Origin of the sequence: Stenotrophomonas sp. YAU14A_MKIMI4_1, assembly GCF_003086855.1 — a bacterium.
GTDB lineage: Bacteria > Pseudomonadota > Gammaproteobacteria > Xanthomonadales > Xanthomonadaceae > Stenotrophomonas.
Map to the genome: position 1 here is coordinate 1,352,748 of NZ_CP025998.1, position 16,666 is coordinate 1,369,413.

General features: G+C 67.5%; 14 protein-coding genes. 8 read left to right on the forward strand and 6 right to left on the reverse strand.

Annotated elements, in window-relative coordinates; genetic code table 11:
• Positions 1–134 precede the first annotated feature (134 nt).
• On the forward strand, positions 135–884 hold the full coding sequence (gene gpmA / locus C1931_RS06220; RefSeq protein ID WP_108755735.1) for a 2,3-diphosphoglycerate-dependent phosphoglycerate mutase: 750 nt from the start codon (positions 135–137) through the stop codon (positions 882–884).
• 126 nt (positions 885–1,010) lie between these two features.
• Here the strand turns inward: gpmA and C1931_RS06225 are convergent, their stop codons facing one another.
• Positions 1,011–1,433 (reverse strand): hypothetical protein, encoded by a 423-nt coding sequence (locus tag C1931_RS06225; protein ID WP_159095450.1) that lies wholly within the window; start codon positions 1,431–1,433, stop codon positions 1,011–1,013.
• Positions 1,434–1,536: 103 nt separating this feature from the next.
• On the opposite strand from C1931_RS06225, the gene C1931_RS06230 reads away from it, so the two are divergent.
• Positions 1,537–3,630 (forward strand): M13 family metallopeptidase, encoded by a 2,094-nt coding sequence (locus tag C1931_RS06230; RefSeq protein ID WP_108755737.1) that lies wholly within the window; start codon positions 1,537–1,539, stop codon positions 3,628–3,630.
• A gap of 293 nt (positions 3,631–3,923) precedes the next feature.
• On the opposite strand, the gene C1931_RS06235 is transcribed toward C1931_RS06230, so the two are convergent.
• From C1931_RS06235 to rlmJ, 5 genes are all read right to left on the reverse strand, one after another.
• Positions 3,924–4,529: an HD domain-containing phosphohydrolase gene (locus C1931_RS06235; protein ID WP_108755738.1), complete on the reverse strand. Its 606-nt coding sequence runs from the start codon at positions 4,527–4,529 to the stop codon at positions 3,924–3,926.
• 125 nt (positions 4,530–4,654) lie between these two features.
• Positions 4,655–5,170 carry a hypothetical protein gene (locus tag C1931_RS06240; protein ID WP_108755739.1) on the reverse strand — a complete coding sequence of 172 codons (516 nt, stop codon included), beginning with the start codon at positions 5,168–5,170 and terminating at the stop codon, positions 4,655–4,657.
• Positions 5,171–5,252: 82 nt separating this feature from the next.
• Positions 5,253–8,717: a transcription-repair coupling factor gene (gene mfd, locus C1931_RS06245; protein WP_108755740.1), complete on the reverse strand. Its 3,465-nt coding sequence runs from the start codon at positions 8,715–8,717 to the stop codon at positions 5,253–5,255.
• Between the two features lie 168 nt (positions 8,718–8,885).
• Entirely contained in the window at positions 8,886–9,431 is a 546-nt protein-coding gene (locus C1931_RS06250) for a GNAT family N-acetyltransferase (RefSeq protein ID WP_019659177.1), read from the reverse strand.
• Between the two features lie 106 nt (positions 9,432–9,537).
• Complete coding sequence (rlmJ, locus tag C1931_RS06255) at positions 9,538–10,395, reverse strand: 23S rRNA (adenine(2030)-N(6))-methyltransferase RlmJ (RefSeq protein WP_108749009.1); 858 nt, start codon at positions 10,393–10,395, stop codon at positions 9,538–9,540.
• A gap of 35 nt (positions 10,396–10,430) precedes the next feature.
• Here rlmJ and creB point away from each other — a divergent pair, with 35 nt between their 5' ends.
• From creB to C1931_RS06285, 6 genes are all read left to right on the forward strand, one after another.
• Positions 10,431–11,165 carry a two-component system response regulator CreB gene (gene creB, locus C1931_RS06260; RefSeq protein WP_108752544.1) on the forward strand — a complete coding sequence of 245 codons (735 nt, stop codon included), beginning with the start codon at positions 10,431–10,433 and terminating at the stop codon, positions 11,163–11,165.
• Positions 11,166–11,167: 2 nt separating this feature from the next.
• On the forward strand, positions 11,168–12,628 hold the full coding sequence (gene creC / locus C1931_RS06265; RefSeq protein ID WP_108755741.1) for a two-component system sensor histidine kinase CreC: 1,461 nt from the start codon (positions 11,168–11,170) through the stop codon (positions 12,626–12,628).
• Between the two features lie 81 nt (positions 12,629–12,709).
• The gene (creD, locus tag C1931_RS06270; RefSeq protein ID WP_108755742.1) at positions 12,710–14,029 is read left to right on the forward strand and encodes a cell envelope integrity protein CreD; all 1,320 of its coding nucleotides are present in this window, start codon (positions 12,710–12,712) and stop codon (positions 14,027–14,029) included.
• Between the two features lie 10 nt (positions 14,030–14,039).
• A complete protein-coding gene (locus C1931_RS06275; protein WP_108755743.1) occupies positions 14,040–14,450 on the forward strand; it encodes a hypothetical protein in 411 nt (136 codons plus the stop codon).
• Positions 14,451–14,489: 39 nt separating this feature from the next.
• Positions 14,490–14,969 (forward strand): hypothetical protein, encoded by a 480-nt coding sequence (locus C1931_RS06280; protein ID WP_108755744.1) that lies wholly within the window; start codon positions 14,490–14,492, stop codon positions 14,967–14,969.
• Between the two features lie 129 nt (positions 14,970–15,098).
• Complete coding sequence (locus C1931_RS06285; RefSeq protein ID WP_108757673.1) at positions 15,099–16,655, forward strand: M20/M25/M40 family metallo-hydrolase; 1,557 nt, start codon at positions 15,099–15,101, stop codon at positions 16,653–16,655.
• Positions 16,656–16,666: the final 11 nt, after the last annotated feature.

The following is a 16,666-nucleotide window of genomic DNA, read 5'->3' on the forward strand; positions in this document are numbered from 1 at the left end:
GGAAGAGCAGTCGACTGACAGTCGACCCTACCGGTCGGCGTTGCCTTCCTCGCGACCCAGCCGGCCAACTGACCCTGTTGCGCCCGGCGGGGCTACAATGCCCGCCTGCCTTTCCTCGCGTTGGAGACCCTGCAGTGACCCGTAAACTCGTACTGTTGCGCCATGGCCAGAGCCAGTGGAACCTGGACAACCGCTTCACCGGCTGGGTCGATGTCGACCTGACCGACCAGGGCCGCAGCGAAGCCGCCAACGCCGGCCGCCTGATGCGCGAGGAAGGCCTGCAGTTCGACGTCGCCCACACCTCGGTGCTGAAGCGCGCCATCCACACCCTGCAGGGTGCGCTGGCCGAACTGGGCCAGGACTGGCTGCCGGTGAACAAGTCCTGGCGCCTGAACGAGCGCCACTACGGCGGCCTGCAGGGCCTGGACAAGGCCGAGACCGCCGCCAAGCACGGCGAAGACCAGGTCAAGGTGTGGCGCCGTTCCTACGACATCCCGCCGCCGCCGATGGAGCTGGACGACCCGGGCCACCCGATCCACGACCGTCGCTACGCCGGCCTGGACCGCAACGCCCTGCCGGGCACCGAATCGCTGGCCACCACCCTGGACCGCGTGCTGCCGTACTGGCACGACGCCATCGCGCCGCAGCTGAAGGACGGCAAGACCGTGCTGGTCACCGCCCACGGCAACTCGCTGCGCGCGCTGTACAAGTACCTCAACAACGTGTCGCGCGAGGAAATCCTCGAGCTGAACATCCCGACCGGCATTCCGCTGCTGTTCGAACTGAACGACGACCTGACCGTGCAGTCGTTCCGCTACCTGGGCGACCCGGAAGCGGCGCGCAAGGCCGCCGAAGCCGTGGCCAACCAGGGCAAGGCGAAATAAGAAACAGAAGGCCGGCGTAAGCCGGCCTTTCTTTTTGCGGTTGGGAAAGAGCAGTCGAGCAAGCTCGACTCTACAGATTGCACCGTAGAGTCGAGCTTGCTCGACTGCTCCTGGGTGGCTGCGCCCTCAGCAGTCATACCCCCAGTCTTCCACATCCAGCGCACACCCCAGCAGCTCCCCCAACGGCGCGCGCTGCCCAAGCAGTCCATCCAGCGCCGCCTGATCGAACGTATCGCTACCCAGCACATCGAGCATCTGCGCGTGGTCGGTGCGCACGAACAGGGTGATGAAGCCACCCCCCTTGGCCGGCCGCATGCTGCCAATGCCGGCAACGAGTACCGGCAGCGGCAGCAGTAGATGGCGACCGTGCTGGCTGAACCCCGCGATCCCGACCTCAACCGCCGACCATGCCAGCAGGTGCGCGCGTGGCGCTTCGGTCATCTGCGCGGCAATGGCGCCTGGCAGGTGTTCAACGCCCACCAGATACGGGTTGCTGGCATGGAGTCGGAGCGGTGCGTCCGCGCCTGTGGCAAGCGTGAGGATCTTCATGGCCAACGATGGTAACGGTCCGGCCTCGCCCTGTGACCTTTGGCCGGTCCCCCGCACCGCCATGCCCGCTAGGCTTGAGGATTCGCCGTCGGAGAGAGACTCCATGAACGTCCGCAACCTGGTCCCGCTGGGCCTGACCATCGCCATCGCTGCTTCGCTGGCCGCCTGTGGCAAGAATGAAACCGCGCCGCCGGCCACCGCCGATGCCAAGCCGGCCTTCGATCTGTCGCAGATCAAGACCCCGCTGATCTCGCTCAACAGCGCCGACCTGGACCCGTCCATCGCCGCCTGTACCGACCTCAACGGCTTCGTCAACAGCAAGTGGCTGACCGCCAACCCGGTGCCGGGCGACCAGACCACCTGGGGCAGCTTCGAGATCCTGCGCGAGCGTTCGCTGGAAGTGCAGCACGCGCTGGTGCAGCAGGCCGCCGCCAGCCAGGCCAAGGCCGGTTCGGTGGAAGCCAAGATCGGTGATATCTGGAAGACCGGCAACGATGAAGCCAAGATCGAAGCCGCCGGCCTGGCGCCGCTGCAGCCGCAGCTGGACAAGATCGCCGCGCTGAACGACACCACGGCCATCACCCAGTACCTGCGCGACAGCCAGGCCGAGGGCAAGGGCGTGCTGTTCTCGCTGTTCGCCAATGCCGATTACAAGGATTCGGCCAACGTGATCGCCTACGTCGGCCAGGGTGGTCTGGGCCTGCCGGAAAAGGGCTATTACTTCGACGAGGCGCAGGCCAAGATCCGCGATGCCTACGTGGCCTACATCGCCCAGGTGCTGACCCTGTCCGGCGTGGACGCTGCGCAGGCTGCCGAGCAGGCCAAGGCCGTGATGGCCTTCGAAACCCGCCTGGCCAAGGCGTCGATGTCGCGCATCGAAATGCGTGACCCGGCCAAGCGCTACAACCCGCTCAGCGCCGCCGACGCCGACAAGCTGACCCCGAACTTCAGCTGGACCGCGCTGTTTGACACCCTGAAGGTGCCGGCCGCGCAGAAGTTCTCGCTGGCCCAGCCGGGCTTCTTCGGTGAAATGGACAAGATGCTGGCCGACGTGCCGGCAAGCACCTGGCAGGCCTACCTGCGCTTCCACACCATCGACGATGCTTCGCCGTACCTGAGCAGCACCTTCGAAAAGGCCAACTTCGATTTCTACGGCACCACCCTGCGTGGCCAGAAGGAAATGCAGCCGCGCTGGAAGCGCGTGCTGGAATCGGTCAACGGTGGCATGGGTGAAGCCCTGGGCCAGCTGTACGTCGATGCGGTGTTCCCGGCCGAATCGAAGGTGGCCATGCAGCACCTGGTGGAAAACCTGTCGCAGGCGCTGAAGGCGCGCCTGGAGCAGCTGCCGTGGATGGGCGAGGAAACCAAGAAGAAGGCGCTGGAAAAGTGGGCCAGCTTCACCCCGAAGATCGGTTACCCGGACAAGTGGCGTGACTGGGCGGGCCTGCAGACCAACGGCGACAGCTACCTGGGCAACATGCAGGCGGCGCGCGCGTTCAACTACCGCTACATGCTGGACAAGATCGGCAAGCCGGTGGACAAGACCGAGTGGGGCATGACCCCGCAGACGGTGAACGCCTACTACAACGCCACCAAGAACGAGATCGTGTTCCCGGCGGCGATCCTGCAGGCGCCGTTCTTCGACGCCAAGGCCGATCCGGCGCTGAACTACGGCGGCATCGGTGCGGTCATCGGCCACGAAATGATGCACGGCTACGACGATTCGGGCAGCCAGTTCGCCGCCAACGGCAACTTCGACAACTGGTGGACCGACGCTGACCGCAAGGCCTTCACCGAACGCACCGACCAGCTGGTGGCGCAGTTCGACGGCTACGAGTCGGTGCCGGGCGTGTTCGTGAAGGGCAAGCTGACCCTGGGCGAGAACATCGGCGACCTGGGCGGCCTGACCGTGGCTTACGACGCGCTGCAGATGGCGCTGAAGGAAGACCCGAAGGCGAACGTCGAAGTCGATGGCCACAGCCAGGACCAGCGCTTCTTCATGAACTGGGCCACGGTGTGGCGCCGCAACTTCACCGACGGCGAGCTGCGCGTGCGCCTGAACACCGATCCGCACGCACCGGCCAACTTCCGTGCCAACGGCGCGCCGTCGAACATGCCTTCGTTCGCCGCGGCATTCCAGTGCAAGGCCGGCGATGCGATGGTGCGTGCCGACGACAAGCGCGTGGTGATCTGGTAATTCCCTCCGCAGTGGCGTAGTTGCAGAAAGGCCCGGCGAAAGCCGGGCCTTTCGTTTGGCAGGGCGCAGACCCGGTAGAGTCGACTGTCAGTCGACTATCGCGCGCAGCGCGGGGTTTTCCGCGGCCTGTGGGAAGAGCAGTCGACAATCGCGCGCAGCGCGGGTTTTTTCGCGGCCTGTGGGAAGAGCAGTCGACTGACAGTCGACTCTACCCAGTCGACTATCGCGCGCAGCGCGGGTTTTTTCGCGGCCTGTGGGAAGATCAGTCGACGCTACCGCGCGTCGGCGGGCGATCAGGCCAGCGCCGGTTCGCGCTTCAGCATGCCGTGGAAGCGCTTGAGTACATACGGATCGATCAATCCGCCGGACTGTTCTTCCAGGATGCGCAGCACGGTGTCGTGTTCCATCGCGCCGCGGTAGGGGCGCGCGCTGGTCATCGCGTCGTAGGCATCGGCGATGGCCACGATGCGTGCGCCCAGCGGAATCGATTCGCCGTGCAGGCCATCGGGATAGCCGCTGCCATCGAAGGCTTCATGGTGGGCGCGGATCACCCGCGCCACGGCGGTGGCATCGCTGCGCCCGGTGGCCAAAAAGATGTGTTCGCCGCGCACCGGATGTTCGCGCATGATGTCGCGCTCTTCGAGGGTGTGCTGGCGCGGGCTGAGCAGCACGTCATCGGGAATGCCGATCTTGCCGATGTCGTGGAAACGCGCGGCCAGGCCGATCAACGCGCAGGTTTCGTCCTGCTGGTCGCAGTGCGCGGCCAGGCGCTGGGCCAGCACGCCCACGCGGTCGCAGTGGTAGCGGGTGTAGGCATCGCGCATCTGCAGCGACATCGACAGTGCATCGATCAGGCAGGCATGTTCGTGCAGCAGGTCTGGGGCTTGGGAGTGGGGCATCGGTGTGCAGGCGCAGGCAGTGCGCGAAAGCGACCGGCCCGCAGCAGCGGGCCGGTCTGGAAGAGTGGCACCTAGGGTAACGCGTGCGGCCTGTGCACCGTGTGGCGCGCTGGCCGCGTTCGCGATCAGCCGGTGGTCTGCAGCTGGATGCGGTTGGCCTTGGCGAACGCGTCCTGCGCATCGCTCAGTGCCTGCATGTCGGTGTCCATCTTCGTGGTGGCTTCATCCAGTGCCTGCAGCAGCGGCGTCACCTGCTCTTCGGTGTAGCCATCGGGCAGGGCGGCGATCTTCTGCATCACCGCGAACATGTCGGCGGTGCTCTGCACCGAATCGCGCAGGTCCTGGTGCAGGGCATCGGCATCCTTGCCGTGGGTCAGCAGCTCGATATGGGTCAGCCGGTCGGTGGCTTCCTTGTGGGCGTTGCCCAGGCCGAAGCGGAACTGTTCCAGGCTCTTGCCGTCCTGCAGCGCAGCATGGAAGGCTTCGCCACGCGCGCCTTCGGTCCACAGCTGGACCGTGTTCACCATGCTGTTCCAGCTGGCAACGTTCTCGTACAGGTAATCGCGGTTGCTCATGCCGCTGTGGCAGGCGGCCAGCAGGCCCAGGCTGGTGGCCAGCAGAAGGGGGGCGAATCGATTCACAGCAACACTCCTTGTCGCGGGCGCAGGAACGAATAGCGTGCCCTTCCACCGCCCGCAGCGGAAAGGCACCGGGGGATTGCAGTCAGCGCACGGCCAGGGTCAGCAGCAGGGCGCGCGCGGCGTTGAAACGGTCTTCCGGCAACGGCAGCGGGTGCTTGATGCGCAGCTTGTCCGGCCCTTCCATTGCGTACAGGTTGGGCTGCTTCTGGATCAGCTGGATCACCGCCATCGGGTCGATGTTCGGCTTGGATTCGAACACGATGCGGCCGCCGTTTTCGCCAAGATCCAGCTTGCGGATGCCCAGCGTGTTGGCCTGCAGCTTCAGCTCGGCAATGGCGAACAGGTTCTTGGCAGGATCGGGCAGCAGGCCGAAGCGATCGATCATCTCCACCTGCAGTTCGCGCAGTTCTGCGCTGTCGCGCGCGCTGGAAATGCGCTTGTACAGGGTCAGGCGGGTGTGCACGTCCGGCAGGTAGTCTTCCGGAATCAGCGCCGGCACATGCAGTTCCACTTCGGCACCGCGCACTTCTTCACCGGCATCCAGGTCGGGCAGCTTGCCCTGGCGGATGCTGCGCACGGCGCGTTCCAGCAGTTCGGTGTACAGGCTGAAGCCCACCTCGGCCATCTGCCCGCTCTGGTCTTCGCCCAGCAGTTCGCCGGCGCCGCGGATCTCCAGATCGTGCGTGGCCAGGGTGAATCCGGCGCCCAGTTCGTCCATCGAGGCGATCGCTTCCAGGCGCTTTTCCGCATCCGGGGTGATCGAGCGGCGGTCGGGCACCACCAGGTAGGCATAGGCGCGGTGGTGCGAACGGCCCACGCGGCCGCGCAGCTGGTGCAGCTGGGCCAGGCCGAAGCGGTCGGCGCGGTTGATGATGATGGTGTTGGCGTTGGGAATGTCGATGCCCGATTCGATGATCGTGGTCGACAGCAGCACGTTGAAGCGCTGCTTCTGGAAGTCCAGCATCACCTTTTCCAGCTCGCGTTCGGGCATCTGCCCGTGGGCGATGCCGATGCGCGCTTCGGGCACCAGCTCGGACAGCTCGCGCTGCATGCGGCCGATGCTTTCCACGTCGTTGTGCAGGAAATACAGCTGGCCGCCGCGCGAGAGTTCGCGCTGGAAGGCCTCGCGCAGCAGCGCGTTGTCCCACTGGGTGATGAAGGTCTGCACCGCCAGCCGGTTCGGCGGCGGGGTGGCGATGATCGACAGGTCGCGCAGGCCGGCCATGGCCATGTTCAAGGTGCGCGGAATCGGGGTTGCGGTCAGGGTCAGCAGGTGCACGTTGGCGCGCAGCGCCTTCAGTGCTTCCTTCTGGCGCACGCCGAAACGCTGCTCCTCGTCGACGATGACCATGCCCAGGTCCTTGAACTTCACGTCCGGCTGCAGCAGGCGATGGGTGCCGACGATCACATCGATGGTGCCGGCGGCGACCTTCTCCAGCTCGGCCTTGATTTCCTTGCTGGTCTTGAAGCGCGACAGCACTTCGACCTTCATCGGGTAATCGGCGAAGCGGTCGCGGAAATTGCGGAAGTGCTGTTCGGCCAGCAGCGTGGTCGGCACCAGCACCGCCACCTGCTTGCCGGCACTGGCGGCGGCAAAGGCGGCGCGCACGGCCACTTCGGTCTTGCCGAAGCCCACGTCGCCGCAGACCACGCGGTCCATCGGCTGGCTGCTGGCCAGGTCGCGCAGGGTGGCGTCGATGGCGGCCAGCTGGTCGGGGGTTTCCTCGAACGGGAAGCCGGCCGCGAACGGTTCGTACATGGCGCGGTCCACGTGCAGCGCCAGACCGGCGCGGGCCTGGCGGCGCGCCTGGATTTCCAGCAGTTCGGCGGCCACGTCGCGCACCTTTTCGGCGGCCTTGCGCTTGGCCTTGCTCCATTGCTCGCCACCCAGCGAGTGCAGCGGCGCGGTTTCCGCCGATGCGCCGGAATAGCGGCTGATCAGGTGCAGCTGGGCCACCGGCACGTACAGGCGATCGCCCTTGGCGTACTCGATTTCCAGGAATTCGCCGGGCATGCCGCCCACGTCCATCGCGATCAGGCCCCGGTAGCGGCCCACGCCATGGTCTTCGTGCACGATGGGCGCGCCTTCGGTCAGCTCGCCCAGGTCGCGGATGATCGCTTCGGGCTCGCGGCCGGCGCGACGCGTGCGGCGGGTGCTGCCCGCACGCTCGGGGAACAGCTGGCGCTCGGTGAGCACCGCGATGCGCGGTTCGTCCAGCGCGAAACCGTCTTCCAGTGCCGCCACGGTAATGGCGAAGCGCTCGGCGCTGTCCAGAAAGGCCGGCAGATCGGCCACCACCGGCGGCTTCAGTTCGGCCGCCTGCAGCACTTCCAGCAGGGCCTCGCGGCGGCCCGGGGAATCGGCCGCGATCAGCACCCGGCCGGGGTAATGGGCCAGGAAGGATTTCAATGCATCGCCGGCCGGTGCCTCGCGCGCGGCCACCGGCAGCGGCGGCAGCGGCTGGTCACCCAGCGCATGCGCATCGGCGATGCGCGCATGGCCGGCGGCCCACACTTCGATGCGCGCGGTATCGTTCAGACGTTCGCGCAGCAGATCCGGCGACAGGTACAGCGCCGACGGCGGCAGCAGCGGCCGTTCCACATCGTGGCGGCGCTGCTCGTAGCGCTCGGCGGTCTGGTTCCAGAACGTTTCGGCGGCCTCGCCGGCGCCGGCACACAGCACCGGCAGGCTGCCTGCGGGCAGGTAGTCGAACAGCGTAGCGGTGCGTTCGAAGAACAGCGGCAGGTAGTACTCGATGCCGGCCGGTGCCAGGCCGGATTTCAGATCCTGGTACAGCGCGCTGCGGCGGGTATCCACGTCGAAGCGTTCGCGCAGGGTGGCCAGCACGCGCGCAATGCTGGCCTCGTCCATCGGCACTTCGCGGCCGGGCAGCATGTGCACGGCCTCGACCTTGTCCAGCGAGCGCTGGCTTTCCGGGTCGAAGGCGCGGATCGAATCGATGTCCTCGTCCAGCAGTTCCACCCGCAGCGGCTCGTCGGCGCCCATCGGGAACACGTCCAGCAGGCCACCGCGCACGGCGAAATCGCCCGGGTCCATCACCTGCGGCACGTTGCGGTAGCCGGCGCTTTCCAGCCGGCGCTTCTCGGCCTCCAGGTCCAGGCGCTGGCCGACCTTCAGGTCGAAGCTGCCGCCAATCACATAGCTCTGCGGTGCCAGCTGCTGCAGCAGCGTCTGCACCGGCACGATCACCACACCACGCTTCAGCGTAGGCAGGCGGTGCAGGGCGGCCAGGCGCTGCGAAATGATGTCCGGGTGCGGGCTGAAGCGGTCGTAGGGCAGCGTTTCCCAATCGGGGAAGGCGACCACCGGCAGCGACGGATCGGCACCCAGCAGGGTGTGCAGATCGGCTTCCAGCTGGCTGGCGCCGTGGTTGTCACGGGCGATGACCAGCAGCGGCGCCGTGTGCGCGCGTGCGGCCTGCACCAGGTACCAGGCCAGTGCAGTGGGCGAGGCGGGGGCGCGCCACCAGGCGCGAAGCTGGCCGGCACGGGGCAGCGGCGGGGCGGGGTATGGAGTACGCGACATGGACCGCCGATCTTAACAGATGCTCTTGTCGTGACCGTGTGCGTAACGTCGCGGTGGCGCCGGGCCATGCCCGGCGGACGTCGCGGTGGGGTCGGCACGCCGGGCATGGCCCAGCGCTACCGGAATGTCTGTCGCAACGCGGCACGCCGGGCATGGCCCGGCGTCACCTCAGTTGTCCAGTTCCAGCACCATGCGCACCAGGCCTTCGGCGCCGTTGGGGTGCGGCACCGGCTTGAAGCCCAGCGAGGCGGCCAGCTGCTTCATCGGCTCGTTCTCGGCGGCCACATCGCCGTACAGGCGGTCCAGGTACTTGCCGCGGCCCCACTTCACCAGCTTGCGCATCAGCTGACGGCCCAGGCCCTGGCCGATCAGGAAGCGGCTGATCAGGATCGCGTACTCGGCTTCACGGGTACCGGGAATGATCGAGGCGCGCGCCACCGCGCCCACCACGGCTTCGCCGGCCGGCAGCGATTCGGCCGCGACCAGGGTGATCTCGGTCTTGGGGTTGGGGTGGGTCAGGCGCTGGGTGGTTTCCGGCGAAAGCTCGGTGACCGCCTGCAGGAAACGGTCGCGGATTTCTTCCGGCCCGAACAGGCTGAAGGCGGCCTGCAGCGGCGCGCCGTCTTCCGGGCGGATGGGGCGGATCAGCAGCTCGTGGCCGCTGGGAGCCTTGAAGATCTCATGCCAGGGCGGCATGCGGTTGCGAGTGGCCATACCGGGTGGTTCCTTGGTGGTCCATCGATTGTGGCATCACCGAGGCTGTGTTCCGTGAACAAAAGGCTCACGCACGTACAGCCTCGTGAAGATGGCAGATCGTCGCTTATTCGGCGGTCTTCAGCCAGTCCAGGCGGGTCGTGGCACCCGGTTCGCCCAGGTGCTGGCGCAGCGCCGGCAGGGCAGGGCCGACCACCCGGTCGAACTGCCAGGGGGCGTTGAGCACCAGCATGCCGCTGCCGTTGAGGCGCAGCGGGGAATCGTCCGGGCGCACCAGGAATTCGATGGTCAGGGCCGACTTCACCGGCAGGGCGGTGGCCTTGCGCAGGAAATGCAGGATGGTGCGGCGCTGCTTGATCGGGAACCAGACCGCGCAGGTGGCCTGCGGCCATCGCGCCAGCGTTTCGGCCAGCGCGGCCAGGATCGCCTGGTACTCGGCATCCTGCGCCTCGTAAGGCGGGTCGATCAGCACCAGGCCACGGCCGATCTTGCTGCCATTGACCTTGGGCGGCAGCAGGGCACGCAGCTGGCCGTAGCCATCGCCGGGGTGCACGCCCACCCGGCTGTCATGGGCGAACAGGGCCTTCAGCGAAGCGGCCTCGTCCTCCTGCAGTTCGCACACCGCCATGCGGTCCTGCGCGCGCATGGCCTGGGCGGTCAGCAGCGGCGAGCCGGGGTAGGTGATCATCGCCCCCACCGGGTTGTCGGCCTGCACCGCCTTCAGGTAGCGCTCGACCACCTCGGGCAGCTTGGGCTGGGCCATCAGGCGCATGACCCCGGATTCGGCTTCCAGGGTCTTGCGGCTTTCTTCGCTGGCCAGCAGGTAGCGGCCGGCGCCGCCGTGGGTGTCCAGCACGAAGAACGGGCTGTCCTTGCGCTTGAAGCTGTCGATCAGGGCCAGCTGCACGATGTGCTTGAGGACATCGGCATGGTTGCCGGCATGGAAGGCGTGGCGATAGTTCATGGGCGGCAGTGTACGGGGCGGCGGCCGCAGCGGCTATGCTGCGCGCCATGACAGCGCCCGTTGCCCATGTGCTGGTGGTCGAAGACGAAGCCGCCATCGCCGAAACCGTGCTCTACGCCCTGCGCAGCGAAGGCTATGCGGCCAGCCACTGCCTGTTGGGCGGGGAAGCGCTGCAGCGCCTGCAGGACGGGGGCATCGACCTGCTGGTGCTGGATGTGGGCCTGCCCGACCTGGGCGGCTTCGAGGTCTGCCGGCGCCTGCGTGCGCTGCCCGGCGCGGTGGCGCAGCTGCCGGTGATCTTCCTGACCGCCCGCAACGACGAGCTGGACCGGGTACTGGGCCTGGAGCTGGGCGCGGACGATTACATGACCAAGCCGTTCTCGCCGCGCGAGCTGGTGGCGCGGGTACGGGCGCGCCTGCGCCGGGTGCCGGCGCCTGTCATCGCCACCCCGGGCCCGGCCGAGGACGGCGGCTGGCGCGAAACCGGTGCCTTCGCGATCGATCGCGAGGGCCGGCGCATCCGTTTCCAGGGCCAGCCGCTGGAGCTGACCCGCTACGAGTACGCCCTGCTGGACGCTTTGCTGCAGCGCCCCGGGGCCATCCTCAGCCGCGCCCAGCTGATGGACCGTGGCTGGGACAGCAGCGCCGACAGCGCCGACCGCACCGTCGACACCCACGTGAAGACCCTGCGCGCCAAGCTGCGCGCGGCCGGTGCCAGCGATGACCCGATCCGCACCCACCGTGGCGTGGGTTACGCACTGCAGGTGTAGCCATGCGGCTGATGCTGAAACTGTTCCTGGGCTTCTTCCTGATCGTGGGCATCGCCGCGTTCTTCGTGATGCGCGTGTTCGTGAACGAAGTGAAGCCCGGCGTGCGCCAGGCGATGGAATCGACCCTGGTGGATGCGGCCAACGTGCTGGCCGAGATGGCTGCCGCCGACGTCAAGGCCGGCACCATCGGCAGCGGCAGCTTCACCCGCAATCTGGCCAAGGCCCGGCAGCGCGACCTGAAGGCCATGGTCTGGCGCTTTCCCAAGCGCGCGCTGGATTACCGGGTCACCATCACCGATGCCCGAGGCATCGTGATCTACGATTCGCTGGGGCGCGACGTGGGGCGCGACAATTCGCGCTGGAACGATGTCTACCGCACTCTGCGCGGCGAGTACGGCGCGCGGTCCAGCCCGGAGATTCCGGGCGAAGAAGGCAACACCGTGATGCACGTGGCCGCGCCGGTGTACGACCCGGCCGATGGCCAGACCCTGATCGGCGTGCTCAGCCTGGCCCAGCCCAACCGCAGCATCGACCCGTTCATCGCCGCCAGCCAGCGCGCCATCATCGAGCGCGGGGCATGGCTGATCGGCCTGTCGGCGCTGGTGGGCATCCTGGTGACCGTGTGGCTGACCCGTGGCCTGGGCCAGCTCAGCCGCTACGCACGCGCGGTGACCAATGGCGAGCCGGTGCCGCCGCCACGGCGGCGCCGCGACGAGATCGGCGAACTGGGCCAGGCGCTGGAAACCATGCGCCGCAAGCTGGAAGGCAAGGCCTATGTTGAACAGTACGTGCAGTCGCTCACTCATGAAATGAAGAGCCCGCTGGCGGCGATCCGTGGCGCGGCCGAGCTGCTGCAGGAACCGATGCCCGATGCGGATCGCGCGCATTTCGCGCGCAGCATCGTCGACCAGCAGCAGCGGTTGACCGAAACCATCGACAAGCTGCTGGCGCTGGCCGAAGTGGAACAGCACGGCTGGCTGCAGACCCGTGCGCCGATCGAGGTGTCTGCCCTGCTTGAGGAAGCCGCCGGCGCCGCACAGGTGGCCGCGCAGGCGTCAGGGGTACAGGTCGTGGCCCACGCTGCGGCAGGCCTGCGCGTACACGGCGACGGCTACCTGGTGCGTCAGGCCCTGCACAACCTGATCGACAACGCGGTGGCGTTCTCGCCGCCCGGTTCGGTGGTGGAACTGTCGGCACAGAACGAAGGGCAGGGCGTGCGCCTGCAGGTGGCCGACCGTGGCGCCGGTATTCCCGATTACGCGCGCGAACGGGTGTTCGAACGCTTCTATTCGCTGGCCCGGCCCGGCAGTGGTCGCCGCAGTTCCGGGTTGGGCCTGCCCTTCGTGCAGGAAGTGGCCCGCCTGCACGACGGCCGCGCTGCCCTGGCGGCACGCGACGGTGGCGGCACCCTGGCCGAACTGTGGTTGCCCGCCGGCAGCCCCGCCACGCGCGCCCGGCGCTGACTTCACGCTCACTTCAAATTCGCCACAAACCCCGCTCACCGGCGGCGTCCATCCTGCAGTCCTCTCCAACGAGGATGGACCATGAAATCCCTGAAGATGCTGCTGCGGTTCGCCATTGTTGGCGGCCTGATCCTGCTGCTGCTGATTCCCCTGATGATGATCCGCGGCGTCATCAACGAGCGCAGCGCATACCGCGATGAAGCGTATTCGCGCGTGGCCGAAAGCCGCGCCGGCACCCAGCGGCTGATCGGCCCGGTGCGGGTGGTGCCGTGGGTGGAGCGCCAGCAGGTGGAAGTGGTGGACGCGCAGGGCGTGAAGAAGACCGAAATGCAGACCACCGAAGGGCAGTGGCTGCAGGTGCCGACCACGCTGGAAGTGAACGGCGAACTACTGCCCAGCCAGCGCTCGGTGGGGCTGTTCAAGGTGCCGGTGTACAGCTGGAACGGCCAGGTCAAGGCCAGCTTCGCCGCCGACGATTACCCGGTGAAGGCCGGCCGCAGCTACGGCCAGCCGTACGTGGCACTGGGCGTGTCCGACGCCCGCGGCCTGGTGGGCACGCCGAACCTGCGAGTGGATGGCCAGCAGGTGCGGCTGCTGCCGGGTGTAGGCGCGGCCGACGCGCTGGGTCGTGGCCTGCATGCGCCGGTGGCCGGCTTCGCCGATGCCAGTGGCGGCACCCTGGCTGCCAGCAGCGTGGAACTGGAACTGCGCCTGGACGGCAGCCGTGCGCTGTCGGTGGTGCCGCTGGGCGATGACAACCAGATCGCGCTGCGCTCGAGCTGGCCGCACCCCTCGTTCACCGGTGCCTTCCTGCCCAACGAGCGCCGCGTCGATGGGCAGGGCTTCGATGCACGCTGGGCGGTATCGTCGCTGGCCTCCGATGCGCAGCACCAGTTGCGCAAGGGCGGCGATCTGGACGCACAGGCGGTGGCGGTTTCGCTGGTGGACCCGGTGGACAGCTACACCCAGGCCGATCGCGCGTCCAAGTACGGCGTGCTGTTCATCGTGCTCACCTTCGTCGGTTTCATTCTGTTCGAGCTGATCAAGGCGCTGCGCATCCATCCGCTGCAGTACCTGATGGTGGGCCTGGCGCTGGCGATCTTCTTCCTGCTGCTGATCAGCCTGTCCGAGCACATCGCGTTCTGGCAGGCCTACCTGGTCTCGGCCGTGGCCTGCATCGGGCTGCAGGCGGTGTACCTGGCCAATGTGCTGGGGCACTGGAAACGCGGGCTGGGCTTTGCGGCGATGCTGACGCTGCTGTACGGCGCGCTGTACGGGCTGCTGGTTTCGGAAAACAACGCGCTGCTCATGGGTTCGCTGCTGCTGTTTGCGATCCTGGCCGTGGCGATGTGGGTGACCCGCCGCGTGGACTGGTACGCGCTGGGCAGCGAGCTGAAGTAAGGAGCACACCATGGGCTGGCGCCAGGGATTGCGGCAACGGGCACAGCAGGGCATTCCTGCGCTGCTGGAAGTGGATGCACTGCTGCAGGCACATGGTGTGCTGGCGGCCCTGCCGGGGGCACGGATCGCCCCCGGCCTGGTCCGCTTCCAGCTGGCCGCGGTGAGCTGCGAAGGGCTGCGGCAGCAGGGATTGGCGTGGTTGAACAACGCCCGCCAGGGGCGCGGTGCGCTGGCCGGCCGGGTGCCGCGCTACCGGCCCTGGCAGGCCGGCGCGGCCGCGCTGCAGGCCATCGGCATTGACGGTCTGCCGGCGGACTGGCCGGCGCACGCCGCGGTGTACGGCTGCAGCAGCATCGACCAGCAGCACTGGTTGCTGCTGCTGCCGGAACGGGCGCAGCTGTGGCTGGGCTGGCGCGGCTAGCGGCAGGCACAATGCGCTGTCATCAGGAGAAGCAATGCCATGGACATCGTAAGACTGAGCGAGACCCGCGACGGCTATGACATCGATACGACTGGCTGGGATGCCTACGTAGCGTCGATCGAAGCGGGGCTTCCGGCGCCGGTGAAAGCGTTCGTGGCGGCACCGTGGCGCTACGACTTCAGCGATCCCCGCTGCCTGCATGACGCGCGTCTTGAACAGCTGGCGCTCAGCGAGGGGGAAGACGAGAACGGTCGCCCGCATGAGGTCCTGCTGGTGCTGCAGGGCGCCTGGGGCGGGCGCATCGAACTGCGCTACGGGCAGGTGTCGCGGCTGCGGGTGGACAAGCACGGCGGGCCCTCGGAGGGATTCGGCGATCTGCTGCTGGAGGAACTGGTGGCGGTCGGCGCCGGCAGCTTCCGCCACGAACTGGTGTTCGTCGAGGGGACACTGCTGCTGGAGTTCAGCGATTTCAGCGAAACCCAGATCGATGTTCCCGTGCCGGAAGTGGCGGGCCCATGACCGATGGGACGGGGGGCGCCCGCCGCCGCTGGCTAGACTCGAAGGCTTGATGATCGAGCCGAAGGGCAGGGGTACGGCGTGGTGAAGTGGAGTGGGCTGAAGTGGGGTGTGCTGGCCGCAGCCCTGGTGATGGGCGGCAATGCAGGGGCGCAGCAGCGCGAAACGGTCGACCTGGACATGGTCAGCCGTATCCGCCAGGAGGCGTTCCACCGCTCGCAGGTAATGGATACCTTCGGCTATCTCACCGAACGCATCGGCCCGCGCCTGACCAATTCGCCGGCGATGGGCCGCGCCAACGCCTGGACCCGCGGCAAGTTCAGCGAATGGAAGCTGGACAACGTGCACGACGAAGCCTTCGACGACTTCGGCCGCGGCTGGGAGTTCACCTCGGCCAGCGTGGAAATGCTGGGCGACCGCGTGCAGCCGCTGCATGCCCTGCCCAAGGCGTGGACGCCGGGCACGAACGGGCCGGTGGAAGGCGAACTGCTGCAGGTGGAGATCAAGAAGCCGGAGGACATCGAGAAGTACCGCGGCAAGCTGCGCGGCAAGATCCTGCTGCTGGGCGAAGCGCGTGAGTACAAGCGCGGCACCGAGGCCGATTCGCACCGCCACGACGCCACCTCGCTGGAAGGCCTGCAGGAATTCACCCTGCCCAAGGATGCCGCCGCCGAGCGGGCCAAGCGGGTGAAGGAATACAAGGAACGCCAGGAACTGGCGGCCAAGGTCAATGCGTTCTTCGTGGAAGAGGGCGCGCTGGCCGCGATCAGCATCAGCAGCTGGGACAACGGCATCATCCGCGTGGCCGGCGGCGGTTCGCGCAAGGCCGGCGAATCGGTCGGCATTCCCGAGCTGGCGATGATCGCCGAGCACTTCAATCCGCTGGTACGCGCGCTGGCGGCCAAGCAGAGCGTACGCCTGCGCGTGGATGTGGCCGCTCGCTTCACCGACGAAGCCGACCAGCCCGGCTACAACACGCTGGCCGAGATCCGTGGCAGCAGCAAGCCCGATGAAGTGGTGATGATCGGTGCGCATCTGGATTCGTGGCACAGCGGCACCGGCGCGGCCGACAACGCCGCCGGCGTGGCGGTGATGATGGAGGCCATGCGCATCCTCAAGGCCACCGGCGCCAAGCCCAAGCGCACCATCCGGGTGGCGCTGTGGAGCGGCGAGGAACAGGGCCTGATCGGTTCGCAGGCCTATGTGGCCAAGCACTTCGGCCGCTTCCCCGAACCCACCGACGCAGCCCAGAAGGCATTGCCGGCCTCGCTGCGCGAGCCCACCGGCGCGCTGCAGAAGACCCGCGATTACAGCAAGTTCCAGGTCTACTTCAACATGGACAACGGTTCGGGCCGCTTCCGTGGCATCTACGCCCAGGAAAACCTGGCGGCCATGCCGATCTTCGAGGCCTGGCTGGCGCCGTTCCACGATGTGGGCGCCACCACCGTGGCCACCCGCAACACCGGCAGCACCGACCACATCAGCTTCGACCGCATCGGCCTGCCGGGCTTCCAGTTCATCCAGGACCGGCTGGACTACTTCACCAACGTCCACCACAGCCACCTGGACACCTGGGACCACGCCGAACCGGACGATCTGAAGCAGGCGGCGGCCATCGTGGCCTCGTTCGCCTACAACGCGGCGATGCGCGAGGCCTCGTTCCCGCGCAAGGCTGAACCGCAGCCCTGAGAAGGCGGGCA